Below are 25,300 nucleotides of genomic sequence, written 5' to 3'. Positions count from 1 at the left end.
AAGGCGCCAACGTAGCAGGCACACTCCGTGTGCCGTCTGCGCTTCGCGGCGGGTTGGGCACAGAGCGGGGCAGACGGCACACGGAGTGTGCCTGCTACGTTGGGTGCGGCCTTACGGCCGCGTGCTACGCCGCTTTGATTTCGACGGCGATATTTCCGGGCAATGCGACGCCGCCGATGCCGAAGGCGCCAACGTAGCAGGCACACTCCGTGTGCCGTCTGCGCTTCGCGGTGGGTTGGGCACAGAGCGGGGCAGACGGCACACGGAGTGTGCCTGCTACGTTGGATGCGGCCTGACGGCCGCGTGCTACGCCGCTTTGATTTCGACGGCGATATTTCCCGGCAATGCGACGCCGCCGAGGCCGAAGGCGCCAACGTAGTAGGCACACTCCGTGTGCCGTCTGCGCTTCGCGGCGGGTTGGGCACAGAGCGGGGCAGACGGCACACGGAGTGTGCCTGCTACGTTGGGTGCGGCCTTACGGCCGCGATCGAGGCATGAAACGGTGGCGGGAACGGTTTCCCGCGTCGAGCGTTCATTCCGCGTCACGAAATGGCGCCTGAGAACTTTGTCTGCCGGGAGCCCTTTTGCCGCTTCTAATGCGCCGCCGTGGCACCTTTTTCGGCTACGGAGCGCTTCATCAGCAGCACCAAGGGGATCACGATGAAGCTGGCCAGCGAGAACAGGCGGAACATGTCGAAATAGGAGAGGGCCATCGCTTGGCGTTGCACTTCCGAATAGATCATCGCCAAGCCCATCTTCTGCGATAACACCGGGTCGCCGGTGCGGGCAAGCACGGTCGCGGTCGCATGGTGCAGCGCCGCGGTGGCGGTCGGGTTCAGGCGGTTGACGTGCGCTGCCAAAAACGTCTGATGCGCCTGGCTGTTGCGCACCAGAAGCGTGGTCACCACCGAGACGCCGATGCTCGAGCCCTCGTTGCGAATCAAATTGAACAGGCCCGAGGCGTTGCTCGTCTGATCGCGGGGGATGTACATATACGCCGCGGTGTTTCCCGGCACCCAGAGCATGCCGGCCCCCAGCGTTTGCACGATCCGCGGGACGATCAATTGATATGGCCCGACTTCGAGATTCAAGGTCGACATCCAATAGGCCGCGAAGCCGACGATGGCCAGGCCCGACATGATCAGCCAGCGGGCATCGACGCGTCGCCCCAACAGAAACCCGATCAGCGGCATTTCGAGCATCGTGAACAGCCCGGCCGGCGACATCACGAGGCCGGCCATCGTGGCCGAATAGCCCATTAGAAGCTGCATCAATTCCGGCAACAGCACGGTGCTGCCGTAGAGAACGCCAAACGCAAAGAACAGCACCAGCGCGCAAAAGCGAAAGTTTCGCTCTTTCAGCAATCGCAAATTCACGATCGGCTGCGGGTGTTTCAATTCCCAAACCACTGCCGCGACTAGCGACACCACGGCCACGACGCTCAGACAGACGATCATCCGCGATCCGAACCAATCGGCATCCTGCCCCTTGTCGAGCACGATTTCGAGGGTGCCCAATCCGAGCGCGATCAGGCTCAAGCCGATGTAGTCGACCTGGAATTTTTTCTTGCGCAGCTCGGCCCGTTTTTCGATCAAGTGCGGCGGATCGCGCAACACGATGCTGCTCAACAGCAGCGATGCGCAGCCGACCGGCGCGTTGATGAAGAAAATCCAGCGCCAGGAATAATTGTCGGTGATCCAGCCGCCCAGCGTCGGCCCGAGCACGGGGGCGACCAGGATCGCCATGCCATACACGGCCATTGCCATGCCGCGTTTTTGTGGTGGAAACGTGTCGACCAGGATCGCCTGTTCCGATGGCTGCAGCCCGCCGCCCCCCATGCCTTGCAGCACGCGGAAGAAAATCAATTGCCCCAACCCCGACGCCAGTCCGCAAAGCATCGAACTGATCGTGAACATCAACACGCAGATCATGTAGAACCGCTTGCGGCCGAGAATCGCCGAAAGCCAGCCCGAGAGCGGCAGCACGATCGCGTTCGCGACCAGATAGCTGGTGAGCACCCATGTGCTTTCGTTCGTGGAGACGGAGAGATTGCCGGCAATGTGAGGCAGCGACACGTTGGCGATGCTCGTGTCGAGCACTTCCATGAACGTCGCCATCGTCACCGTCAGCGCGATGACCCAATGGTTCGCCAGCAGGCTCGGCCGGCCGGCCGGAAGCAATCGCGGACCGTTGATCGTGAGCGTGGACATGTGCTGTTTTAACTCGTATCCGGTTCACGGCCACTGCGGCGTCTGGCTTCGCGTCCCTCGCTAACGCTTCGGGCTAGTGTTCGTTTTGTCTGCGGATATACCAGCCCGAGGCGTTAGCGAGGGAGAGCGCCAAAATGGCCCTGCGTTCCTTGCTGGCGCTGCGGGCTAAGGGGCGAGACGGCGAACTTACTTGCTCGATTGCGTTATCGGCCCGAGCAGGCGGCGGCCGGCGTCTGGGCCGCGCGGTTCGGTCGACAAATCGACTTCCGGTTCCACCGAAAGTCCGATAAACAGGGGCGTGTCTTCCGGCGCCGGCCCCGTCAGCTCGATTCGCACCGGCAATCGCTGCACCACTTTGACGAAATTGCCGGTCGCATTTTCCGGCGGCAATAGCGACAACGCCGCCCCGGTGCCGGCGCTAAAACCGGCCACCCGCCCGGGAAACACATGCCCCGGATAGGCATCGATGTAAAGATCGACCGACTGACCGATCCGCAACCGATCGAGCTGCCCTTCCTTGAAATTCGCATCGACCCAAACGTCGCGGAGCGGGTAGACCGACATCAGCGATTGGGCCACTTGCACGTCGTTGCCCGGATTAACCGCTCGCCCGTTGACGAAACCGGCGATCGGCGCTCGTAGTTCCGTGTAGCTCAAATTCAATTCGGCCTGATCCAAATCCTTCTGAGCCCGCACGACGCTCGGCTGATTGTACGGATGAACTCGATCGAACGATTCGCCGCCAAGGGCCGCCCGCGCTTGCCGCAACTGCGCCTCGGCCACCTCGACCGCCGGCACGTGGTTGATGAATTCCGAAGCCACGAGCGAGCTGATCTTGTCGACAATCTTGTCGGCCTTTGCCGAAGTCGGGTCGATCGGCAATCCGAGCTGCGCAAGCGATTGCTCGGCGCTGGCGACGACGAATTTGACGCCGGGAAATGTTTCGTCGATATCGCTCGGCACGCTGGTGTCGGGCGTGCCGTTCGGCCCGGTGCTGATCGGCAAACCCAACAGTGCCCGGGCCTGTTGCACGGCCTGAAATGCCGCATCGACCTGCTGCTTGGCAACTTTTTCGGCCGCCTCGCGGGCGTCGAATTCCTCGCGGCTCATTGCTCCCGAGGGGACAAGTTCCTGGCCACGCTTCAAATTTGCTTGCGCCAACTGCAGATTGGCTTGCTGCAATTTCCAATTTGCGACGCCTGATTTTAGGGCGGCCACTTCATAGCCGATCAGCGTTTGCACGGTTTGCAGCATATACCAATCGGCATACACGGCTGCGAGTTGGCCGCGGGCCGCATCGCGGGCCTGCTGCCCCTGAGCCGTCGCCACATCGAGCGCCGCGATCTGCTGGTCGACCGCCTGCTTGGCCTGCGCCAGAGCGGCTTGCTTCTGCTCGACCGTAAGCTCGAACGGCTTTGAATCGATTCGCACCAGCGCCTGCCCCGCCTCGACATACTGATTGTTTTCGACCAGCACCGCGGTGACACGCCCGGCAATCCGCGGGCTGATGTAGGTCACATGGCCATTGATATACGCGTCGTCGGTCGATTCGTAGCGAAAGTAGCGGTAGATGGCCGGCACGGCGAAATAGGCCGCCAAGCCGAGCACCGCGAGGCCTATGCAGATCAACACGATCCGCCGCCGCGACGGGCGCTGCTGCGCTTCGGCCGCTGCGGCCGCCGGATCGGCAGGCGCCGCGTCTGCCAGCGGGCTCACACCGTCGAGCCGGCTATCGACGACGACCGTCGCGCCGGCGATCGCGGCCTTCTCGGCCGTGTTTTTGGCTGTTGTTTCCATGCCGCTGTCGGCAACCACTCGGCCGTTGCCATTCGTTCCAGCGCTCGGGGCGGCGGCGGCTGGGGCGCTGGGCAATGCCCGAGCCGTATCTGCCTGCATGGAGCCGATATCAAAATCCGTTTTCATATCGCTGCCTCGATTTTTATCGCTCCCCGTATCCTGTGGGATTTCGCCGCGAGAGCTGTCGTCAACCTTCATGTCGAGCCTCGCTGGCCGACGCCGGCAAAGGATTCGATTGCCGGCCGGTCAAGAGTCCGTTGAGCACGATGTCCATGATGTCGGCCGCTTGCCGCTCGGGCGGGTCTTGCTGGCCGGTGAAATAATTGGTGAACATCGTGCCGTAAACCAAATTGCATAGCACGGTGACAATCTGTTCGGGCGGAAGCTGGCGAATCCGCCCCTGGGCGATCAGCCCTCGGAACACCTCGCGCCACGGGGCCATCCGCCGATCGCGATAGGCGAAATAGGTTTGTTGCGGCCGGTCGCGAAATTCGGCCCGCTCCTGAATCAACAGTTCGACAAATTGCGGATGATTGCGGAAAAACGTCAGATATGCCCGCACGGCATGGGCCATGCGCTCCAGCGGATCGGCGTCGGCGACGATGCTGGCGTCGACAAAGTCGCCGGCCCGCCGCATGCCGCGGTCGGCGGCCGCGAGAAAGAGTTCTTCCTTGCTGGCGAAATAGCGGTAGATCGTGCCTTTGGCAATACTGAGGGCTTGGGCGACATATTCCATGTCGGTGTTTCGATAGCCGTGCTGGGCGAACAGCGTAGCGGCCGCATCGAGGATTTCCTCGCGGCGGCGCTCGGGAAGCTGCGCGTCTTTCGGCCGGCCGGGTCCCTTCTTGGCGGTGGCAGACATTTACAACCCTTGAAGCGGCTTCTCGAACGCGATCGTTTAGTTAACGGACTCGTCAGTCACAATATTATTTGCCAAATTCCTGTTCGGATCAAGATCAATTTGACGCGGCAGCCGGCGCAAAACGGCAAATGCGGTGCGTTCTAGGAGCGATTCTGCAAGAACTTGCCGCTACGAGGTTCCGGCATTCGCCGCTAAGCCGTCGCTGAGCACGTCGAGGCGGCCGGTTTCGGGGCAGATCATAAGCCCGTGTACCAGCACGTCTTTCGGCAATAGTGGATGCTGGCGAATGATTGTCACGCTGCGCCGCACGCCGTCTTCCGGAGCGTCGAAACCGGTGAGCCAAGTCTTTAGGTCGATCCCGGCATGTTCGAGCGTTTGCAGCATTTCGGGCGATGCCCCCCGCTCGATCGCCTTTTGCAACACTTTCGTGCAGCTCAGGCCCGTCATGCCGCAGCCGTAATGCCCCACCACGGCCACTTCCGTCGCCTTCAACTCGTACACCGCCACCAGCAGGCTCCGCATCACGCTGCCAAACGGATGCGAGACAATCGCTCCGGCATTTTTGATCACATTTACATCGCCGTTGTGCAGGTTCATCGCCCGCGGCAATAACTCGATCAGCCGGGTATCCATGCAGGTGAGCACGACAAGCCGTTTGTCGGGAAACTTGTCGGTGCGAAACGGCTCGTATTCGCGGCGGGCGACGAACTGGCCGTTGTAGTTCAAGATTTCATGCAGGATCGACATAGGTGTTGTCGTAGCATGCAGGGGAGGAAGATGCAATGTAGGGGCGAGGGGCGAGGGGCGAGGGGCGAGGGGCGAGGGGCGAGGGGCGAGGGGCGAGGGGCGAGGGGCGAGGGGGTTGCGCGCGTAGGAGTTTGCTCGCATGATCGGCGGCGAGGCGTATAATCAGAAGCCGTCCAGCTTCCGCCCCGAGTGGAGCCGCGGAAAGCAGTTCACAATCGATCGAATGATACCCGGGAGCTTTGACCCATGAATCGCCGAAATCTTTGGGTGATCGCCGCGCCCCTCGCCCCGCGCCCCTCGCCTTTAACCCTCGTTGCCGGAGCGCTGTTACTTTTCGCCATTCCGATGGCTCAAGCACAGCAGACGCAGGATTCGCAATCGCCTCCGTCAAATAGCGCCACAAAGCCGCCGCCGAATCCCGAACCCCCACAGAACCTTCCTGGGCCCGCTGTGCCGGCGACGCCCGCTGTGCCGGCGGCGCCTAAGGCGCCGAGGGCACCTGCGCCAACCGCGGCCGCTCCGGGCAGGACTGCTTCGCCGCATGGAACCGGCGCCAGCCCGCCCGCAACAGAACCCGGCTTTTTGGGCGTCGTGACCGACGATCGGCAAGAAAAGGGGGCCGGAGTGCGCGTCGTCGAATTGCAAAGTGGCGGCCCCGCCGACATCGGCGGACTGCGGTCCGGCGATCTAATCACAAGCCTCAACGGCACGGCGGTCCATAACCAAACCGATATGCTTCCCTTGCTGCAAAAGCTTGCTCCGAACAGCAAGGTGACATTCGGCGTCGATCGTGGCGGACAGCAACAAACCATCGCGGTCACGCTTGGCACTCGCCCGCCGACCGGCCAGCGGCGATACGAAAAATTCGGTCAGATTCCCGATCCGCAGCCGGAACCGGCCACAGGAGGCGGAATCGGGTCGGAAACCCCTGTTGGACCGCTGCCGGATACTTTGCCGCCCGGCAATCCAACGCCAGCCAATGAACCCGGTCGATTCCCGGCCGATGTTTTGCCAGGCGGCGCTCCGCTTCCCGGAGGGCCAAGCAATGGTTCGGCCCCAAACGGTTTGCCAAACTTGGCGGGACCCGATTCGGGCATTCAACTGGGAACGCGGGCTTTGCCCACCGTCGCGCCGTCGCGGCGTCCGCTGCTCGGCGTGCGAACTCGCCCGCTGACGGGCGAGATTCAGCGGCGGTTGCGGTTGCCGTCGACGCAGGGCGCGCTGGTTGTCGCCCGCACGCTTGGCTCTCCAGCGGCCGTGGCAGGAATTCCTTTGGACGCCGTGATCACTGCCGTCGACGGCAAAGCTGTCGGTTTGCCGCAGGATCTGACGGCATTGATCGGTCAGGCCGGCCCTGGACGCGAGGTGGAAATCACCTATTTCTATGAGGGAAGCGAGCAGCACGCGAAAGTGAAGCTGGCGGAAGTCGCATTGGGCTCGAGCGGCTTGCTCGGAGGCAGTCCGATCAGTGCCGGTCCGGTCCCCGCTCCGCCGGCCCCGCAGGCCAACCAATTGCCCGTGCCCGACGACAAGACCCGAATCGACGCTCTCGAACGCCGTGTTCAGCAGTTAGAACACCGGGTCGATGATCTAGAGCAATCGCTCCGCCGCTTGAAATAGCCGGAGATGGCACGATCGAGCGAGCTGAAAGAGTCGGTGTGCCACTGGCAATCGCCGTCTGCCCGTGTAGCGCTGCGAGTTCGCCGTCGATTGCGTGCCTTTGGGCGAACGGGTGTCAGTTGAATTGACTCCCGTGGGGGATTTGCCGCTCTGATCCGGGCTCTCTGCATCCTCCATGTCTCCGCGGCTCCGCGGGAGAGCTTTTGACCGTTGCACCACGGCCTGATCCGAAGTTTCGTTCCCCGCTTGTAACAACACCGCGACGATTCCGCTTTGCTTAAGTGTTGGCGAGCGTGCCGGGATTAGGCGACGGCACGTCTCTTAATCGGTGCGGTCGATCGATGGCTGGCCCGGAGTCGCGCCGGCGTTTTTTCCGAGAAAACAATTTTTTCATAGGAGACATTCTCATGCTTCGCCGCAACTCCCGCTCAACCGAACGCAAGCAGCGCTGGGCGCTTAATTTCGAAGCCCTGGAACCACGCGCCATGATGAGCGCAAGCACGAATAGCACGCTCAACGCGCCGCCGGCGCCGCCCGCCGTGTCGATCATGGAGCCGATGGTAACCGCCGTGCCGATTGCCGGCGGGATTACGCCGCTTTCCTCGGCGACAACCACTGGCCCGTTCAATCCTTTGCAAATCCGCCAGATCTACGGCTTCGATAAGCTGTCGCTCAACGGCGCCGGCACGACGATCGCCATTGTCGATGCCTATAACGATCCGACGATCGCCCAAGACCTGCAAACGTTCGACACAGAGTTCAGTTTGCCGTACGCCCAGCTTACGATCCACAAGACCACGACCACCAACAACGCGAAGTGGGATCTCGAAACAGCGCTCGACGTGGAATGGGCCCATGCCATCGCGCCGGCCGCGAATATCTTGCTCGTCGAGGCCACCAGCGATTCGACCGACGACTTGATGTCGGCGGTCAACTATGCCCGCAACGCGGCCGGCGTGAGCGTCGTCTCGATGAGCTTTGGCGGTCCGGAATTCGAGAGTTCGTGGAACCCCAGTTCGTGGTTCAGTGAAAACCAGACCGATTACGACAGCGGCACGTTCGTCACACCGCAAGGGCATCTGCCGGTGTCGTTCGTCTCGTCGGCTGGTGATGTCGGATCAAGGGTAATCTATCCGTCGACATCGCCGAATGTTCTGGCAGTGGGCGGCACGGTGATCACGGCGTCTGAAGCGACGAAAGTCGGGACGTCCAGCGTGCCGAACAATTGGCAGTCGATGTCTTACGACGTTGAATCGGCATGGAGCGACGGCGGCGGCGGGTTCAGCGGCGTCGAATCGCGGCCGGCCTATCAGAACGGGTTCGACACCAGTTCGATGCGGTCCACGCCCGACGTTGCCTATGGCGCCGCCGGCTTCTGGGTTTTCGACTCGAACAATGGCGACTGGAACAGCGCGAGCGGCACAAGCGCCGGAGCGCCGCAGTGGGCGGGGATCATCGCCCTGGCGAACCAGGAACGTGCCCAGTCGGGCGGCGACACGCTGTCGAACACCGTGGCCGACATCTATCAACTCCCATCGAGCGATTTCCACGACATCACCACCGGCAGCACCGGCGCCTATAGCGCCAAGGTCGGCTTCGATCAAACCACCGGTCGTGGCACGCCGATCGCCAACCTGTTGGTCAACGACCTGGCCCACAGCGAGTGGCTTCCGCCGCCGGTGAACCCGATCGGGACCGGCACGGGCATCGGCATAAGCCCCACGCCGCCAGCGAAGGCGTTGGTCGCAACGGTGACGCCGACAACCACGCCGACCACCACGCCGACCACGACGACATCGACCACAATGAAAGCGAGCATCGCCAATGTCGTCGCTTCGCCGTCAGTGTCGCCGACCCTGCATGCCGCCGGCCCGGCAACGCTCCGCGCATCCGACGCAGCCGACCAGTTGTTCGAGGCAATGTTCGGATTTGAGGAATAAGGAGGTCGATCATGGGAAGGGGTGTCGCTACATTGACTCCCGTCCTCCCGTCCCCTTAAATTCGCGTGTTTGTCATGGCCAACCGATCGCGCTGATCAATTCCGACAAGCCTTCGGTTGGCCAGCTCGACCCCACCGGCCAAACGACGGTGTTCGGCGCGGATCGCTCGCTTGGGGGACACGGATTGACTGGCGAAAACATCTAGTTAAACTCACATCCGTACTTTGCGGGCGCCCGCATCGGGGGCGGGCCAGGGGCCGTGAAACACGGTTCGACGCAAATGGGGAAAGTCGAATCTTTGCGTTGCGTTTGATTCGCCGGCTTGCGCTACGCGCGGCTTGTTCTTTTTGAGGACGAACAATGAAGGCTGCGGCTACCATCCTTGCGAGCTTGTTTATTTGCGCGGGTTTGCTGCAATCGGTAGCCAACGGAACCATCATTACAAACGGCGACTTCGAAACGGGAAATCTTTCTCCCTGGACAGCCGATCCTGGGCCCAACGGCGACTCGATCTCTGTCGTCAACGTTTCGGGCGGCTACTACGGTGCCCCTGTCAGCTCGGCCACGAACGGCAACCATGCCGTCGCGTTCAACAGCGGGAATTCGAGTGCGGGAGGCACCCTGTCGCAAACGTTCACGAGCACTCTCGGCCTGACGTACGACGTGCAGTTCCAATACACGACAAATACGGGCAGTCAATCGCTGGCGGCGTCGGTGGTCGGCGAAGCCGGCTCGTTGGGCTCTGAAACCGCGACTGGAAATTACAGTTCGTTGCAAACCTTCAGTTTCGACTTCGTCGGAGACGGCGACTTAGACACGCTCGAGTTTTACGATCTTCCGGCGAACAATTCGTCGGGAGAGGACGGCGTTCTCGACAATGTTTCGATATCGCCGGTTTCGGTTCCCGAGCCGTCGTCAATTCTGATTCTTGCTCTCGGCGCACTCGGCCTTACTCTCGGTGCCGCGCGAAATCGCACGCGTAGAAGCGAGCTCTGACAATCGCTAGGCCGAAGGAGCACCGCCGGGCCGAATCCGGCGACGTTCCACTTTTCTGGCGCGCCTACGCGGCCGGCCGCGGGAGCGAAGCGAGGACTTGCCGTCGAACGGCCTCGGCCTTTTGCTCCGCGGTGAAATGTCTGCGAGTTCCAGTCGTGGATATTCCCCCGATCGGGTTACGGCTAACCCAATCGGCCCAGGATTCCAGTACCGTGTGAAGCAGAACAACGGAGCGCGAAGCAAAGAGCGAGAGCACCGATCCCGGCAAGCACCAGCGAGGATGGTTCTGGCACGACGGCCGCATTGAAATTCTGGAATATCGCGTCGACCGTATCGTCCGTGGTTCGCGCCTGCCCCGTCAAAATCACGTTGAAATCCGTGGCAGTCCAGTCGTCGAACGTGTAAACCGGGCCGGCGATGTTATCCAAAAACGGCTGAATGCTCACCTCCGATCCCGATATCGGCGTGAACAGCAGTTCCATCGTGTGGGAACCTTGATCCGGCGCCACGGAGTTGAAGGCCGTGATCCCTTCGCCTTCGCCGTTGTACGTGGGCGAACCTGCGTCGCCTGCGCCGCCCGATTCTGAGGACAAGCCTTGGGCATTGATTTGCCAGCCAGTCTCAGCGACATCTTGCGAAAAGTGGATGTAGTCGTTGCCATCACCGCCGATGATCCACAGACTCGACCGATACGCCGTTCCACTCCCGGTCAGCGAGGCGCGATCGACCGACACCATCGTGGGCTGGGTGATGGAAAATGCGTTTACCGACTCGAGCGAACTGCCATACCAATAGCCGTTATTCGCCGTGCCGCCAAGGCTCAGGCCGCCGGCCGATTCGGAGGGCGCGTTGTAACCGGCAGGCCCGGTCTCTTGCAGGCCTTTGTCGATCTCATTCCACTTCGTCAGGTCGACCGACGTGCCGGTGAAACTGTCGGACAACGATGTGATGATTGCCGCATTCGCCGCGGTGCCGAAACAAAGCGCCGCCAGCACCGCTGCAATTCCGAATCCGGCTTTCATCAAGAATTCCTCCAAAAGGCCTGCGGAGCGTCGCATGCCGCAACCGTGTCGACGCCAAACAGCGATTCGCCGGCAATTTTTCACCGCCAGACTCCCCGCTGCCGGCGCGACCCCCTACGACCGGACCGTTGAATATCTGGCTATGGTAATCGAGGCACGCTGGTGTCGCAAGCAAGACATCAGCCGCTACCATCAGCCGACGGGCGATTCGTGCGGCACTATGAAATAGCTGCGCAAACAGGCGAGCTACGCCGCACTCGAACGACGAGGCCGAGCGCCGCAAATCCCAGCAGCGCGAGCGTCAACGACGACGGTTCCGGGACAACGGCGGCGCTGAAATTCTCGAACACGGCATCGACCGTGTCGTCGTTGGCTCTTGCCTGGCCCGTCAAGACGACGTTGAAGTCTGGCGAGGTCCAATCCGAGAACGTATAGATTGGGCCGGCAATACCGTCCAAGAACGGTTGGATGCTGACCTCGTTTCCAGCGATCGGCGTGAATTGCAGTTCCATCGTGTGGGATCCCAAGTCGTTCAGCGCGGCATTAAATGCCGCGATCGATTCGCCAGAATTGGTGGGAGTGTCGGCGGAGGTGGTGTCACCGGCCGTGTTTCCCGATTGCGTCGGAGAGCCTAGGGCGTTGATCTCCCAGCCCGACTCGGAATGATCTTGGGCGAATTGGATGTAGTCGTTTCCGTCGCTGCCGATAATCCACAGGCTCGATCGAAACGCGCTGCCGCTGCCGCTCAACGAAACGCGATCGACGGAAACCGTCGTCGGCTGAGTGATGGAGAACGTATTCACCGATTCCAGGGAACTGCCATACCAATAGGAGTTGTTCGTCGTGCCACCGAGGCTCAGTCCGCCCGCCGATTCGGACGGGGCGTTGTAACCGGCCGGCCCGGTGCTTTCGAGACCCTTGTCGATCGCATTCCATTTCGTCGGATCGATCGACGTGCCCGTAAAACTATCGGTCAACGAAGTGATGATCGCCGCGTTTGCGGCCCCGGTAAACGCGAACGCGGCAAAAATGGCAGCGCCATAAAGCGAACGCCGCATCAAGATAATCGCTCGGCAACTATCAGGCATTGAAACCCCGGCTTCAATTCGAAAGTCCAATCAACTGGCCCGAAAACAACGCGGATTGATCCAGCGGCGCCCTCGGCCAAACCAGAGCATGCTGAGTCCACCGATGCCAAGCAGGATCATTGATGCCGGCTCGGGCACCGGCGCGGACGGGTAAAGCACGCTCGCCGGAACAACATCGCCAGTGCCGTATTGAAACGACAAGCCGGTGTTGCCCCCGTCTTCATGGTAGTCGATATAAATCGGATAGAGCCCCGCATTCGTCACGGTCACCGAGCCCTGGACGATCGCATAAGCATGATCGCCGTCGTTGTCGATAATAGTGCCCGGTGAGCCGAAACCAACGCCGCCTATATTGACGTAGCCGCCGTCGTCGACCCCCAACTGCAATGTCGTAGTGCCAGCCTGCAACGCGATATAGCCGGTGAACGTAATCAACTGGTTGCCGAGCGTGTTGCTGCCGGCGCTAGGAACGGAAAGCGACCCGGCATCCGGCGAAAGGAAGTTTGCAAGCGTATTCGTGTCAGCATAGCTGGAGCCGGTGACACCGGTCGGATAATCGATCCCGGTGGACAGGAACGTTGCAACGGGCGAATTCGACGCGACGTACGTATCGTCGGCTACGTTGCCGGCGGTTGCGGGCTGGCCGTAATACAGGCCATTCAATCCCGTTCCGGAAGCAACGGGGATCGATCCGGCGTAGTAGGCGTCCGCGTCGATCGTGGTTGCAAACGCGCCATTGCCGGAAGCGACCAGACTGGCCGCGGCGACGATCCACACATGCACTCCGATTTTCATCAGCGTAACTCCGAAATCGCCCGAGCGGGCGTAATGCCGAATTCCCAACCGAACCGATTCGCTTTCCATCCCACCTAGCCCAGGATTCCGCTATCGTAGCTAGCCGTAACAAAAGGGGCAAGAAAAAAGCCGGCAGCCCGATTCGTGAATTCGTAACCGAGCAAAGCTGGTCGCGCGGGTCGGTGACATTCTGGAAGAGCTCGGCTCATTGGCGCAAGCCACGCAATCGGCCGACGGCCAAACCGAGCCAGAAAAGGGCATGGACCAGAAAAGCAGACGCTGCAGAAGGCAGCTCTTTGCTCTTGTTTTGCCCGACGCGCTCGGCTGGCCGCTGCCTCGGCCGCGGAATTGGGCGGAGAGATTGTCAACGCCCCGCAAACCGGAGGCGGAAGTGACCGCAGTACGTCGGGCGATCCAGCGCGGCTGCGACCGTCCAGGCAGCCCGCTGGGCAATCCCCAGTGGCAGCGGCGGGCTGCCCAGCGGCTGGGCGGCAGGCGACGCTCCGCCCGTGCGGGCGTCCGCGGAAAAAGCCGCCGCCCGCCGAATCGCCAAAACGATCCACCCCCCCTTTGTCGCACCCCTTTGTCGCCCTGATAGCTTGCGAGCGTTACTCGGCACGCGCGGCGGCCAAATCGGCGACGCCTTCGGCTTGAAATTGCCGGCGGGCGTCGGCCAAAGCCTGTTCGACGCGGCGGTTTAGATCGTCCAACTGCTCCAGCACGTCGTTGTGGCGATGTTCCAAGTCCTTCAGTACGTTCACCGTCGGATCGGGAAGAAACACGGGATTCAATCGATTCATGGATATGCGTTCGCGCGGACGAGGACCGAATTCGACCATCTGCTCTCCGAGACTCTAAGTCCATCGGCGCGACGGAGGAATTGGATTCAGAATCGCCCTCGCAAGCCGCAAGGGGCATACAGCCGGCAAGGCTTACCGAGCGGCAGATCGTGTGCATGCCCGAATCGGGGAAACGGCCGGATAAGCTATGACGATTGTGCGGATCGATCGGTTTGCCGCGGAGAGCGACGGCAAATGGCGACGACACTCGACCAGCATTCCTGCTTTAAGGGTCATCGAATGCGCCTTCCTCGTTTGAATTCTGATGTTGTTTTGCGATCGGCCACTGGCCTCGACGCGGTTCGATAGCCAGCACATCCGGACGGATGCAAAGACGAGTGACTCGCCAGACGATGACCTGGTTCGGCCAGCCGGAGAAACTAAAGCGGCTTGACGTTCTCGGCACACGGCCCTTTTTTGCCCTGGCCTTCCGTGTACGAGACCCTTTGGCCTTCATGCAGGTCGTCGAAACTGCCATCCTGGACGCTCGACGAATGAAAGAAGAGGTCTTTGTCGCCGCTTGTCTTGATGAATCCGAAACCCTTGTCCGTCAATTTTTTGATCGTGCCTTCGGCCATGTCTGCGTTCCCCTGTTTTGAGTGTTTGCAATGACGACTCCACGCTTTGTCGACCCAGCTTGGGAGCCAGCGTGCGGTTGGCGATTTTATCAAGTCCACATGCTATCGGGCAATCCAGTCGATGATTCACTTCTCTGGCCGTCCATCCTCACCCGCCGCTTCGCAATTCGCGACTGCCGCTCAAGCCCGCATTTGCAACGCCTGGCGGGACGGCAGCAACGGCAACCGCTTCAAGCCCATTTTGACGACGACTTTCATCGGGCACAACCATAAACAATCTCCTCATTTTGCCAACAGAGCGAGCTAGACCGCAAAGCACGGACGCTCCGGGGCGTCGCCGCAGATTCTACGATAATTGTCGGCATGATCCCAGCGTCCAGCCGCCGGGGGCGAATGAAGGGAGTCCTACTGCTCTCTGCGACAAACTCGCATACAAGCACCGCCGCCTTGGGTCGAGAAAACCAGGACTTCCCGGCAGCATCCCAGCTATTTGGGGAAGACGGGATTATTGGATTGAAATCAGCTTTCGTCGGCAGGCGTGGTGCTGACCGGTTCGGGCGCGATGCACCAACCAGCGATCTAATGGAGAACGAATTCATCGTTTGCCCGCCTGTCCGCCCGGAAGAAGTGATTGACGTGTCTTTGGTGGGGAGCGGAAATACCCACCCGTGGGAAGAGACCAGTCGGCAGTGTATCGCTGCTTCCCGCAAAGGCAAGTAAATTTTGGGCGGATGGCAATCGGGGCGTGGGCGTCTCGAAAGGGATGGAATTTAAGGGGACGGGAGTCATTTTAATTAGTCCCGTCCCCTTAAATTCGCTTCCTCGTCCCTCGGCCTCGGCTGGCTTAGGAGCGGAAAGCGGACCACACGATTTGCGACGCGTTAAGACTGGTCTGTTTAAAGAATAGTTCTGACCCGTTGTCCCCCGACCCATGACATCAACAACCATTTCCTCCCTGGCAGGATTCGTGCGCGAAGACTAACGCAAAACAACCCATCTCATCAATATCGGCCCCGTCCCGTTTTGCGCCCCCCCGTTTTGCGCCCCCCCCGTTTTGCGCCCCCCGTTTTGCCTGCCCGCTTCCTTCGTTAGCATTGAACTCCATGCCCTGCGCGCGCTCTTCCCGAGCTACGTCACCATACCCTCCGAAAAGGAAAAATCGCTAATGCAAACTTCGATGATCTGCAACATGTCGTTTCGATCTGTCCATGCCGCGCGCACCGCTGGTCCCATTTGGTCCGCGATCGTATTGGGGCTTTTTGTCCTGACCGGCACTGCTACCGCGGCCTCTGTGCAGCTCGTCGAGACCGTGCCGGACAATCCGAATGACGGTAGCTGGGTTTTTACGAACAATTCTGGCACCAGCGCATCTTTCACGACTGTTTCCGGCGGCTCGCCCGTCACGTTCGACTATACGCCCGGCTCCATCTCAGGTTCGCTAGGCAGCCAGCTTTCGGGCGATCTTGCCGCTCATCTTTTTCTAACTGCGACGACGATGACCCCGGCTTCATCCACAACTTTCTTCGGCCCCCTATTCTACGATCAACCCATCGACTCGGGCACGATCCAGATTCTTCTCGATACGCCCATCAACGGACAAACCAATCTACTGACAGTGAACTTTACGAACGCGACCATCAATGGCTTTAGCGGCACTTCGTCGTTCAGCGATCAGGATGGATTAGACACTGGAACCGTGACCTATTCGTCGGCATTTTTGAATTTTGCAGGTACGTCCACCGGCAATAATTTCATGACGCCGCTGTCTGCCGACCTGTCTCAGGGGCCGGGAAACTTTCTCAACGATTTCACTTCAAACGGGATATCGACGTTTGGCTTCGATAATGCCAATCTAACGGCGACTGCCGTGCCCGAGCCCTCCAGCATCGTGCTACTTTGCCTCGGAGGGATTACTCTGACTGGCGTTGCTCTGCGCAGAATGCGAATGCAATCGGCCCAGTTTTAGGGTTCGGCCGACAAACATAACTGAAGAGGCCCGTTCGACGCGAGCCGGCCTTTTCGGCTTTTCGTGGATTTTAGTGGGCGGTGGCGGCAGGGCAATCGCGTCAAAATTTGCAGGCTGGCGCTCGTGTCAACACGCCGGCGCTTGAAGGGAAGGGGACCGACCAAGGAGAACGCCGGTCCTTGCTACTGGGCCGGACACAGTGCGGGGAACGCAGGTCGCGTGGACGGCTGGGCGTGCGAACGGCGGCGCCAACGCGGTGCCATCCGTTCGTCGGCATCCGAGGTACCAGCCGTATGCGGTAATTCCGCAGGTACGGATCCGTGCGAGGGGCGGCCCGCAGCGGCCGGCTCTATCCGTTCACCGCTCGACCGGTCGATTGCAGCAGTTATACTGTGTTTTGCAGCGCGTTGCCCCTGCGGGCACGGGGTCCGGGTTGGCGATTTGGTGGCATGCATTTCGATCGGATTCGGCGGAATGTCGGTTATGAAGAAAGCTCGCTGGCTGTTGTCGGTTTTGATGCTTTTCGCCGCGTCGAACGTGGCGTCGGCCGCGGCGCGGGAGTCGCTATTGGTCGAGGCGGAAGGTTTCGAGCATCTGGGGGGCTGGAGCGTCGACACTCAATTCATCGACGCCATGGGCTCTCCGTATCTGCTGGCGCATGGGTTGGGCCAGCCGGTCGCCGATGCGCGCACCACGGTCACGTTTCCTGCCGCCGGCGCCTACCATGTGTTCGTCCGGACCAAAGATTGGGTGGCGCGCTGGCACGCTCCCGGCCAGCCGGGCCGATTCCAATTGCTCATCGATGGCCGGCCCCTCAAGACCACCTTCGGCACCGAAGGGAGCGATTGGTTTTGGCAGCCGGGAGACACGGTCGAAGTGCCCGCCGGGAACCTGACGCTTGCGCTGCATGATCTGACGGGATTCGATGGCCGTTGCGATGCGATCTATTTTACCCAGGACGACAAGCCGCCGCCGAACGATCAGGCCGTGCTGCCGAATTGGCGGCGAAGATTGCTCGGCTTGCCGGAGCATCCGCCGGTAAAATCGGGTTACGATCTGGTCGTGGTCGGCGGCGGATATGCCGGCATGGGGGCGGCCATTTCGGCGGCCCGCATGGGATGCAAAGTCGCGCTCATCGAAGATCGGCCTGTGCTGGGAGGCAACGGCTCGAGCGAGGTTCGCGTGTGGGCGCAGGGCGAGATCCGCCGCGGCAAGTATCCGCGCATCGGTGAGATTGTCGAGGAGTTTTGCGACCACGCCAAGAAAAGCCCCGGCCCCGCCGAACAGTTCGGAGATGAAAAGAAGGAAAAGGTCGTGCGGGCCGAGGCGAATCTCGACCTGTTTCTGAATGATCGCGTCTATAAGCTGAGCCACGACGGGCCGCACATCGGAAGTGTCACGGCCCTCGACACGCGCAACAGCCACGAACTCGAATTCACCGGCCGGCTATTCGTCGATTGCACGGGGCACGGCGAAATCGGCGCCTTATGCGGCGCCGACGAAGATATGACCGCCACCGGCCGGATGGGCATGAGCAACATGTGGTCTTGGGCTCAGGCAGACCACGATGTCGCGTTTCCCAAGACGCCCTGGGCCCTCGATCTGACGATGAAAGATTTCCCCTACCCGCGCGATTTCCACGGCGAATGGTTTTGGGAAAGCGGGTTCGACAAAGATCCGCTCGGCGATGCCGAGGGAATCCGCGATTGGAATCTGCGGGCCGTGTTCGGCGCTTTCAACGCCATGAAAAATCGCGACGGCGCCGCCAAGCACAAGCACGCCACGCTCACCTGGGTGGCCTATATCGGCGGGCCGCGCGAGTCGCGGCGGCTGCTCGGCGACGTGCTGCTCAGCGAAGAGGATATCTTGTCAAAACGCGACTTTCTCGACGGCTGCGTGCCGAGCACTTGGTCGATCGACCTGCACTACCCGAAAAAAGAATACGCCAAGACCTATCCCGACAATCCGTTTATTTCGATCGCGAAATTCAATGCGAAGCTCGACCGCGCCTACGGCTATCCGATTCCGTATCGCTGCTTCTATTCGCGGAATATCGACAACCTGTTCATGGCCGGCCGTTGCATTAGCGTTACCCACGAAGCGCTCGGCACGACGCGGGTGATGAAAACGTGCGGGATGATGGGCGAAGTGGTCGGCAGGGCGGCATCGATTTGCGTGCTCCACGATTGCACGCCGCGAAAAGTGTTCGAGAGCTATTGGTCGGAAATGGACGAACTGCTGAAGCTGCCCGGAAAAGCCCGCCGCGCGACCGTGCACGATTCGATCAAATCGCCGGCAGCCGCGCAACTCGCTCCGCGGCCATGAAGCATTTTCCGCGGGCGGCGGCGGCGCGGCGATGGAGCGTACACGGCTCGCGCGTCGCCGTGTTCGTCGCGATCGTGCTATTGATTCACGCTCGCTACCGGGCGCTGGTTGCGAAAAGCGGCGCGTCGGGGCCGCCCCCGATTCCACTCCAGCGCGTTCGCGAATTCTTTCCGACCGCTGAAAGTTTGAGAGCCTCGGCAATCGTCGCTGGCGGCTTCGATGTTCGCGGCGCCCGCGGCGGTCGAATCGGCACGGTGCTTGAAACGGCCCCGAACAGCGATTCGACGATTGGTTTCTCCGGCTCGACGAATCTCCTCGTGGCCTTGGATTCCGCCGGCCGCATTGCCGGGCTCGCCGTGCTCTCCAGCGGCGACACGCCGCAGCATGTGGCGCGCGTAAGAAACGATCCGAAATTTTTCCGTGGCTACATCGGGCTGACGCTCGACGAAGCAGCTCGCCGCGTCAGCGTCGACGCGGTGTCTGGAGCGACGCTGACCAGCTTTGCCATGGCCGAGGGCCTGCGGCGGCGGCTCGGCGGCGCCGCGGGCGCATCGCTGAAATTTCCGGCGGCAGTGACCGTCGGCGATGTTCGTTCGTTGTTTCCGCATGCGGAACAAATCGAGTCAGACCCCGGCGATCCGTCGGTGGCGCGTGTTCGCGGCCGAAAGGATGCTCCGCTGGGCTGGGTGCTGCGGACATCGCCGGCGGCCGACAATACGATCGGCTATCAGGGCCCGACCGATGCTCTGGTGGGCATCGATTTGCAAGGCCGAGTCGTCGGGCTGGCGATTCATCAGAGTTACGATAACGAGCCATATGTCGGCTACGTTCGCGACGACGAGGAATTTCGCAATTTGTTCGATGGCAAGTCGATCGAGGCACTGGCGGGGCTCGACCTCGAGGCGGCCGGAGTGGAAGGCGTTTCCGGCGCGACGATGACCAGCATGGCCGTCGCAAAAGGATTGGTGCTGGCCGCCAAGGGAAAACTCGTCCAGGAACAAGCGTCTCGGCGATCGCAATCGCGCGGGCTGAGTTTTGCGCCGGCCGACGTCGGAACGCTTGTCGTTGTTCTCGCCGGGATCGTCATCGGCTTTACCAAATTGCGCGGCATCGCCACGGTGCGCGTCGGCTTTCAATTTCTCGTGCTGGCCTATTTGGGATTGGTGAATGGCGTGCTGCTTTCTCAAGCTCAATTGTTGGGTTGGGCTCAGTCGGGAGTGCCTGCCGGTGCATGGAGCCTGATCCTGCTGACGGCGGCGGCGCTCCTTCTGCCAATCATGACAAAGCGCAACCTGTATTGCTCGCATCTCTGCCCGCACGGGGCGCTGCAGCAGCTTGCGTTGCGATTCGCCCATCCTCGCCACACGATTCCGCGACCGTGGCGAACTGCGATCGGGCTTGTTCCGGGCGGCTTGCTTCTTTTTTGCCTGCTGGTTTCGCTTGCCCATTGGCCGTTCAATTTGGCCGATATCGAGCCCTTTGACGCCTACGTGTTTCGCATCGCCGGCTGGGGAACGTTGGCGATTGCCGCGGTGGGCGGCGTGGCTTCGTTGTTCGTGCCGATGGCCTATTGCCGCTATGGCTGCCCCACCGGGGCGCTGCTCAATTATCTGCGCGGCAACGCCCGTAGCGGCCGATTTACGCGGCGCGACTTGCTCGCTGGCGCGTGTTTGGCATTGGCGGCTTTATTCTGGTGGGTCGGAAAATGAACCGCATCGCCGCTCTCCGACGACTCATCTACTTTTTCTGCCTGGCGGCAACGCTTTTTGCCGTTGCCACTAGCTCGTCGAACGCGGCGGTCGAAGAACCGACATTCGCCGGTCCCGCTCAAGGCACCACGTATCGCGTGCGTCTCGGAGAACCGTTGGATGTGCCGGCACTGTCAGCGGTCCGCGGCGAAATCGATGCGATTCTGGCCGGCGTCGATCGGCAGATGTCGCGCTACCATTCCGACACCGAGGTGTCGCAATTCAATCGCTCGCGGTCGACCGATTGGCTTGCGGTCTCGCCGGATCTGGCGGCAGTCGTGCGCGCTGCGATTGCGATTCACGATCGCAGCGGCGGAACGTTCGATATCACCGTCGCGCCGCTGGTCGATCTGTGGGGTTTCGGTCCGCGCGGCGGAATGGGTCATGTGCCGCCGGCCGACGAAATTGCCCGCGTTCGCCACTCGGTCGGCTCAGAACTGATTGCGGTGCGCGTTGATCCGCCGGCGTTGCGCAAAACTCGTCCGGAGGTCGCACTCGATCTGAACGGCATCGCACCGGGCTTTGCGGTCGATCGAATCGCGCGAGCGCTTGAGCGCCGCGGAGTGACGAATTATCTGATTCGGCTCGACGGCCATATTCGCGCGCGGGGCCATGCCTTCGACGGCCGACCGTGGCGCGTCGGCATCGATCGGCCGACCGAAATTCCCAGCGGCGTGCAGTTGGCGCTCGAGCCGGGGGACGCGGCCCTCTCCACGTCGGGCGACTATCGACATTATTTTCTGCAAGACGGCCATCGCTATTCGCATATCATCGACCCGCGCACCGGCCGGCCGATCGCGCACGCCGCCACGTCGGTGTCGATCGTAGCCGGCGATTGCCTGACGGCCGATGCGTGGGCCAAGGCGCTAATGGTGCTCGGCCCGATCGATGGAGTGCGACTGGCGAACGAACGCGGCATCGCGGCTTATTATGTAGTGCGTCGCGCCGGCGAAGGGGGCGAAACCCGCGAAACCGATTTTCGAGCCATCGCGAGCCGCGAATTTGCCCGGCGATTTTTCTCGGCTGGACTCGGCCTCGACCATGATGCACTCCGACCCACTGCGACTGAGGCAGTCGAACCGCCGACGGCTAATCAAGAGCGACTGGCCGGCGCGATCCACATTGCTTCCTTGAGATGGACGACGTTAGCGATCGTTGTAGCCTTCGCGATTGCGGCAGCGCTTGTGGCGTGGCGCCGACGAAGCGGGCCAGCTGCATCCGCGACGGAATCGCGGTGCACCGCTAGCCCGAAGCGTAAGCGAGGAAGCCACTGAAGAGCGTGGATGCAACCGTTCGGCCGTTCAGCCGAACCGCCACTAGCCCGAAGCGTAAGCGAGGAAGCCACTGAAGAGCGTGGATCCAATCGTTCGGCCGTTCAGCCGAACCGCCACTAGCCCGAAGCGTAAGCGAGGAAGCCACTCAAGAGCGTGGATCCAATCGTTCGGCCGTTCAGCCGAACCGCCACTAGCCCGAAGCGTAAGCGAGGAAGCCACTGAAGTTCAGGCTACTTGTCGTATCGGGCCACGATTTCGCAGCCAAGCCGCGACTTTTTAGCATGTTGAACAATCCGGATTCTACGCGCTTGTGAGCTCGATCGTGATCAGCGTTTCCCCGGTTTGCGACGCCGAAGCGGCGGTATTGCCGGCTTCCAGCAGCCGCTGTTCGGCTTTGATCCGGTCGTGAATCTCCTGGCGGTAGACCGGCACGCGCGGCGGCGCCACGATCCCGATCTGTACCCGCCCCTGTCCGATCTGCAACACCGTGACGACTGTCCGCTCGTCGATTACGATCGATTGTCCTTGTTTACGCGAGAGGACCAACATGGCGGCTCCTTTCGAGCGAGATCGGAAACGAAACTCATTCGTTCGATGCGATGGTTGTGGCAATTGATTTTCGGGCCGATCTCGCGCGCCTGGCAAGAGGCCAGAAACTGAAGTTCTCGATTGACGCTCGTATGCTAGCTGCCGATTGTGAGCCCTTGATGAGAACCGGTTAAGACCCTGATGGTTTTGCGATCAGCTTGCGGCGCGGTTTCGGCAAGAATTCGGCCGTACGCCGCACCGGCCGACGAAAGATCCGGTCGGCCGGCCGCCAGCCGGAAAAAGACGGGATCCGTCGTCAATTCAACAGAAAATCGACGATTCGGCAGGCGTGGCCCGTGCTGGCGGGATTTTTCTTGCCGGCGATGCGCAGCGTCAATTCATGCTCGCCATCGGAGAGGTCGCCGTTGAGAACGTAGGTCCACGGGATGTGCAGCCCGCTGCTCCATTGGGTGAACAGGTCTTGCGACTTCGCCGGCCGGCCGTCGACACTGTATTCGACGATTCCGGCATCCGGCCCGGCGGCCACGAAGATTCCGATCGCGGTGCCGGAGAATCTCAGCGTCAGCGTCGCCCCCGGCCCGTCGGCCACGAGCATCGGCACGTCGACGAATCGCTTTCGGGTGCCGGCCTTGTCGTGCGGCTTCCAGGCATTGTCGATTTTCCAGCCGGCTACGATCTTCGCGTCGTGGATATCGCCGAGCCGGCCGCGGAAGTAGCTCTTCGGATCGATCGGCTTCAAGGGAAGCGGATGGGCCTCGACCATCGCTCCGGCCGCGAGCGGCTCTTTCCACGCCGCATCAAACAGCCGAGCAATACTCCGAGCATAAAGCGCTTGGCCGAACGGCGCGGGATGCAGGTCTCGAAAATCTTTTTCCCACGTGAATTGCCCGGCCCGAATCCGCTCGGTCACCTCTCGGGCCAGATCGATCGACGGCAGGCGGTAGAAATCCGCGACTTTTTCATGATTCGCGATCACGGCCGGCGTCTTGCCCTGGTTGATCAGCACCATCTTTCCCGGATCAACGAATTGCAGCAACACAATATCGATCTCGGGCTGCACGAGCCGGGCATGGCGGACGATCCCTTCCATGCCGCGAATCTGCGCTTCGTCGGAAAAACTGTTCGTGTCGTCGTTGACGGCCGCTTCCTCGAACAGCAGATCTACCGGGCCACGGCCGAATACGTCGCGCATGAGCCGGAACGCGCCGGGCGTCGAACCGGTCGAAGAGATGCCGGCATTGATGAAGTCGAACTTGGTTTGCGGAAATCGCCGCTCGAGATCTTTGCAAACCAATTCGCGCCAACCGTCCATTTCGGTGATCGACCCGCCGAGAAACACGACACGCCCGGTCTTCTCACGTTCGAAATGGGTTCGGCAATTCTGTAGGCCGCCGCGAAGCTTGAAATAATCGTGCCCATACGGCAATTTCTCGATTGCCGCTGTGGAAGCCGGTTCGGCGGCGCACAAGAAGCGACTTTCCGCGGGAATCATGACGATCCCAAAAACGAGGCCAGCGAAAATCGGCAAGAGCAACAAAATTGAATTGCAGCGCTGCATGTGGTTATTCCGGGATATGGATTGAGACACAAATTCGGCGCCGGGTGCCATGCCCACGGCTTTGCGCGGGGCATTTCTGCGAACTCGCGTTTCACACGCCCACTCGGAGCAGTGGGCATGAGATCCGAGCGCCGCGACAAATGCCAGTGTGCCACCGGCAAGCGAAGTCTGCCAGTGGGATCGCCGTAGAAACGAGAATTCATCAAGAATCGCCGCCGTTCAGCCCCCGGGGAATGCTCGCAGCGAAGTCATCGCTGCCGTGATCGGCGTCCTGTTGAGCGTTGTGCTTTGCGCGTGGGTGTGGCTGATGAATTCGATGCATGTAAACATCTCTTGGTCGGTGGCGCCGCTTCCGCTGGTGTTGCTCGGCGCGACGTGGCTGCGCGCGCCCGATTGGGCAACTGAAAGCCGGCGTTGGGGTGCGCGCGCTCGGGCCGCGGCGATCCTGTTGGTACCTGCCATCGCGCTGTTGATCGCGGTGCCGATCTATCGTACCCACCAAGTCCCGCAAGTCTCGCCGCTTGCTGGAAATTATTGGTACGTTGCGCGGATCGTACCGGGCGTGCCATGCCTATGGTCGAGCGGCCCCGATCTTCGGGTCGAAACGGTTCAGGATGAGCCAACCGGCGAACCGTACGGACCGGACAGCTCGGCGCCGCGCAGCGAGGCAAAACTGGTAGATCATTTCCGAAACTGGCGCGACATTCAATTCAGCCGCGCGACCGTCTGGCAACGCGGCCTATGGTTTCCGATTCCAGAACAGCAACGCTGAATCATGGTTCGCCACTGGAAAACGCTCTTAACGGGCATGCGAACGGCGAGTTGGCAAACATGCCCACGCAAAGCCGTGGGCATGGCACCCGCGCGCTGCAACCCGCGTCAAAAGCCGCGGTCGTGCCATTGGCGTTCGAATTCGCGGTCCGGTTCGGCGTACATTTGCCGTACCGAATCGCGCGAGAGAGCAAGGATCGTAAACACGCCGAGAATCGTGCCGATCGGGATCTGCAAGCAATCGATGGCAGCGACGACAACCGAAAAGACGCGATGCTTCCGTCGCAAAAGAAACAGGCCGGAAAATACATTCAAAATCGCCATCGCCACCAAGAAGATGCTGATGAACAAGAAAATCCAGACGAAGAACTCCATGAAATGCTTGACGAATTCCGGCGGCGGCCCCTTCGGGTCCTGTTGCATTCGTTTCAACATTTCCGGATTCGCAAACAGGCTCCCCATCATGGCGGATTCCAGAAACATTACCCCCGCCCCGAGCAGAGCGAATCCTCCGGCGACAAAATGAAAGATCGCCAACAGCCTCAGATGCTCGCGGTCTTGCCGCTGCTGCATTTCGGGAGTAAACATCGGCGGCTGCATGGTGGTCAGAGTTTC

General features: G+C 61.1%; 19 protein-coding genes and 1 pseudogene. 8 read left to right on the top strand and 12 right to left on the bottom strand.

The genetic code is table 11. The features are described from left to right. Window positions 1-593 precede the first annotated feature (593 nt). The 4 genes from VHX65_20545 to VHX65_20530 all read right to left on the bottom strand — a co-directional run bounded on the left by VHX65_20545 (window position 594) and on the right by VHX65_20530 (window position 5,616). Window positions 594-2,210: a DHA2 family efflux MFS transporter permease subunit gene (locus tag VHX65_20545; GenBank protein HEX4000946.1), complete on the bottom strand. Its 1,617-nt coding sequence runs from the start codon at window positions 2,208-2,210 to the stop codon at window positions 594-596. Window positions 2,211-2,396: 186 nt separating this feature from the next. Further along, entirely contained in the window at window positions 2,397-4,133 is a 1,737-nt protein-coding gene (locus tag VHX65_20540; protein HEX4000945.1) for an HlyD family secretion protein, read from the bottom strand. A 61-nt stretch (window positions 4,134-4,194) separates the two neighbouring features. Continuing rightward, window positions 4,195-4,869 (bottom strand): TetR/AcrR family transcriptional regulator, encoded by a 675-nt coding sequence (locus tag VHX65_20535; protein HEX4000944.1) that lies wholly within the window; start codon window positions 4,867-4,869, stop codon window positions 4,195-4,197. Window positions 4,870-5,037: 168 nt separating this feature from the next. Further along, complete coding sequence (locus VHX65_20530; GenBank protein ID HEX4000943.1) at window positions 5,038-5,616, bottom strand: carbonic anhydrase; 579 nt, start codon at window positions 5,614-5,616, stop codon at window positions 5,038-5,040. A gap of 246 nt (window positions 5,617-5,862) precedes the next feature. Between VHX65_20530 and VHX65_20525 the strand changes: the two genes are divergently transcribed. The 3 genes from VHX65_20525 to VHX65_20515 all read left to right on the top strand — a co-directional run bounded on the left by VHX65_20525 (window position 5,863) and on the right by VHX65_20515 (window position 10,172). Beyond that, the gene (locus VHX65_20525) at window positions 5,863-7,236 is read left to right on the top strand and encodes a PDZ domain-containing protein (protein ID HEX4000942.1); all 1,374 of its coding nucleotides are present in this window, start codon (window positions 5,863-5,865) and stop codon (window positions 7,234-7,236) included. 407 nt (window positions 7,237-7,643) lie between these two features. Further along, entirely contained in the window at window positions 7,644-9,176 is a 1,533-nt protein-coding gene (locus VHX65_20520; protein ID HEX4000941.1) for a S53 family peptidase, read from the top strand. A gap of 360 nt (window positions 9,177-9,536) precedes the next feature. Continuing rightward, window positions 9,537-10,172, top strand: coding sequence for a PEP-CTERM sorting domain-containing protein (locus VHX65_20515; protein HEX4000940.1), 636 nt, complete (start codon window positions 9,537-9,539; stop codon window positions 10,170-10,172). 182 nt (window positions 10,173-10,354) lie between these two features. Here the strand turns inward: VHX65_20515 and VHX65_20510 are convergent, their stop codons facing one another. The 5 genes from VHX65_20510 to VHX65_20490 form a co-directional block, all read right to left on the bottom strand. After that, window positions 10,355-11,194, bottom strand: coding sequence for a PEP-CTERM sorting domain-containing protein (locus tag VHX65_20510; GenBank protein HEX4000939.1), 840 nt, complete (start codon window positions 11,192-11,194; stop codon window positions 10,355-10,357). Between the two features lie 218 nt (window positions 11,195-11,412). Further along, complete coding sequence (locus VHX65_20505) at window positions 11,413-12,282, bottom strand: PEP-CTERM sorting domain-containing protein (protein ID HEX4000938.1); 870 nt, start codon at window positions 12,280-12,282, stop codon at window positions 11,413-11,415. 30 nt (window positions 12,283-12,312) lie between these two features. After that, complete coding sequence (locus tag VHX65_20500; protein ID HEX4000937.1) at window positions 12,313-13,077, bottom strand: PA14 domain-containing protein; 765 nt, start codon at window positions 13,075-13,077, stop codon at window positions 12,313-12,315. 608 nt (window positions 13,078-13,685) lie between these two features. Then, complete coding sequence (locus VHX65_20495) at window positions 13,686-13,877, bottom strand: hypothetical protein (protein HEX4000936.1); 192 nt, start codon at window positions 13,875-13,877, stop codon at window positions 13,686-13,688. Between the two features lie 419 nt (window positions 13,878-14,296). After that, complete coding sequence (locus tag VHX65_20490; GenBank protein ID HEX4000935.1) at window positions 14,297-14,494, bottom strand: cold shock domain-containing protein; 198 nt, start codon at window positions 14,492-14,494, stop codon at window positions 14,297-14,299. A 1,165-nt stretch (window positions 14,495-15,659) separates the two neighbouring features. Here VHX65_20490 and VHX65_20485 point away from each other — a divergent pair. The 4 genes and pseudogenes from VHX65_20485 to VHX65_20470 all read left to right on the top strand — a co-directional run bounded on the left by VHX65_20485 (window position 15,660) and on the right by VHX65_20470 (window position 21,807). Beyond that, the gene (locus VHX65_20485) at window positions 15,660-16,460 is read left to right on the top strand and encodes a PEP-CTERM sorting domain-containing protein (GenBank protein HEX4000934.1); all 801 of its coding nucleotides are present in this window, start codon (window positions 15,660-15,662) and stop codon (window positions 16,458-16,460) included. A 474-nt stretch (window positions 16,461-16,934) separates the two neighbouring features. After that, a pseudogene (locus VHX65_20480) lies at window positions 16,935-18,755 on the top strand (FAD-dependent oxidoreductase). 26 nt (window positions 18,756-18,781) lie between these two features. After that, a complete protein-coding gene (locus VHX65_20475) occupies window positions 18,782-20,494 on the top strand; it encodes an FMN-binding protein (protein ID HEX4000933.1) in 1,713 nt (570 codons plus the stop codon). Next, a complete protein-coding gene (locus VHX65_20470; protein HEX4000932.1) occupies window positions 20,491-21,807 on the top strand; it encodes an FAD:protein FMN transferase in 1,317 nt (438 codons plus the stop codon). The genes VHX65_20475 and VHX65_20470 overlap by 4 nt, the downstream gene beginning before the upstream one ends. 300 nt (window positions 21,808-22,107) lie before the next feature. On the opposite strand, the gene VHX65_20465 is transcribed toward VHX65_20470, so the two are convergent. Continuing rightward, the gene (locus tag VHX65_20465; protein ID HEX4000931.1) at window positions 22,108-22,356 is read right to left on the bottom strand and encodes a carbon storage regulator; all 249 of its coding nucleotides are present in this window, start codon (window positions 22,354-22,356) and stop codon (window positions 22,108-22,110) included. A 295-nt stretch (window positions 22,357-22,651) separates the two neighbouring features. Next, window positions 22,652-23,914 carry a GDSL-type esterase/lipase family protein gene (locus tag VHX65_20460; GenBank protein HEX4000930.1) on the bottom strand — a complete coding sequence of 421 codons (1,263 nt, stop codon included), beginning with the start codon at window positions 23,912-23,914 and terminating at the stop codon, window positions 22,652-22,654. Between the two features lie 259 nt (window positions 23,915-24,173). On the opposite strand from VHX65_20460, the gene VHX65_20455 reads away from it, so the two are divergent. Further along, entirely contained in the window at window positions 24,174-24,686 is a 513-nt protein-coding gene (locus VHX65_20455; protein HEX4000929.1) for a hypothetical protein, read from the top strand. Between the two features lie 107 nt (window positions 24,687-24,793). On the opposite strand, the gene VHX65_20450 is transcribed toward VHX65_20455, so the two are convergent. After that, on the bottom strand, window positions 24,794-25,273 hold the full coding sequence (locus tag VHX65_20450; protein ID HEX4000928.1) for a hypothetical protein: 480 nt from the start codon (window positions 25,271-25,273) through the stop codon (window positions 24,794-24,796). Window positions 25,274-25,300 lie beyond the last annotated feature (27 nt).

This window comes from Pirellulales bacterium (genome assembly GCA_036267355.1).
In the GTDB taxonomy this organism is placed as follows: Bacteria; Planctomycetota; Planctomycetia; order Pirellulales; family DATAWG01; genus DATAWG01.
Note: the sequence above shows the minus strand (reverse complement) of the source record. Positions and strands in the feature narration are given on the sequence as shown.

Coding starts and splice junctions, on each gene's coding strand:
- VHX65_20545 (HEX4000946.1), bottom strand. CDS start 2,210: ATGTCCACGCTCACGATCAACGGTCCGCGATTGCTTCCGGCCGGCCGG.
- VHX65_20540 (HEX4000945.1), bottom strand. CDS start 4,133: ATGAAAACGGATTTTGATATCGGCTCCATGCAGGCAGATACGGCTCGG.
- VHX65_20535 (HEX4000944.1), bottom strand. CDS start 4,869: ATGTCTGCCACCGCCAAGAAGGGACCCGGCCGGCCGAAAGACGCGCAG.
- VHX65_20530 (HEX4000943.1), bottom strand. CDS start 5,616: ATGTCGATCCTGCATGAAATCTTGAACTACAACGGCCAGTTCGTCGCC.
- VHX65_20525 (HEX4000942.1), top strand. CDS start 5,863: ATGAATCGCCGAAATCTTTGGGTGATCGCCGCGCCCCTCGCCCCGCGC.
- VHX65_20520 (HEX4000941.1), top strand. CDS start 7,644: ATGCTTCGCCGCAACTCCCGCTCAACCGAACGCAAGCAGCGCTGGGCG.
- VHX65_20515 (HEX4000940.1), top strand. CDS start 9,537: ATGAAGGCTGCGGCTACCATCCTTGCGAGCTTGTTTATTTGCGCGGGT.
- VHX65_20510 (HEX4000939.1), bottom strand. CDS start 11,194: ATGAAAGCCGGATTCGGAATTGCAGCGGTGCTGGCGGCGCTTTGTTTC.
- VHX65_20505 (HEX4000938.1), bottom strand. CDS start 12,282: ATGCCTGATAGTTGCCGAGCGATTATCTTGATGCGGCGTTCGCTTTAT.
- VHX65_20500 (HEX4000937.1), bottom strand. CDS start 13,077: ATGAAAATCGGAGTGCATGTGTGGATCGTCGCCGCGGCCAGTCTGGTC.
- VHX65_20495 (HEX4000936.1), bottom strand. CDS start 13,877: ATGAATCGATTGAATCCCGTGTTTCTTCCCGATCCGACGGTGAACGTA.
- VHX65_20490 (HEX4000935.1), bottom strand. CDS start 14,494: ATGGCCGAAGGCACGATCAAAAAATTGACGGACAAGGGTTTCGGATTC.
- VHX65_20485 (HEX4000934.1), top strand. CDS start 15,660: ATGCAAACTTCGATGATCTGCAACATGTCGTTTCGATCTGTCCATGCC.
- VHX65_20475 (HEX4000933.1), top strand. CDS start 18,782: ATGAAGCATTTTCCGCGGGCGGCGGCGGCGCGGCGATGGAGCGTACAC.
- VHX65_20470 (HEX4000932.1), top strand. CDS start 20,491: ATGAACCGCATCGCCGCTCTCCGACGACTCATCTACTTTTTCTGCCTG.
- VHX65_20465 (HEX4000931.1), bottom strand. CDS start 22,356: ATGTTGGTCCTCTCGCGTAAACAAGGACAATCGATCGTAATCGACGAG.
- VHX65_20460 (HEX4000930.1), bottom strand. CDS start 23,914: ATGCAGCGCTGCAATTCAATTTTGTTGCTCTTGCCGATTTTCGCTGGC.
- VHX65_20450 (HEX4000928.1), bottom strand. CDS start 25,273: ATGTTTACTCCCGAAATGCAGCAGCGGCAAGACCGCGAGCATCTGAGG.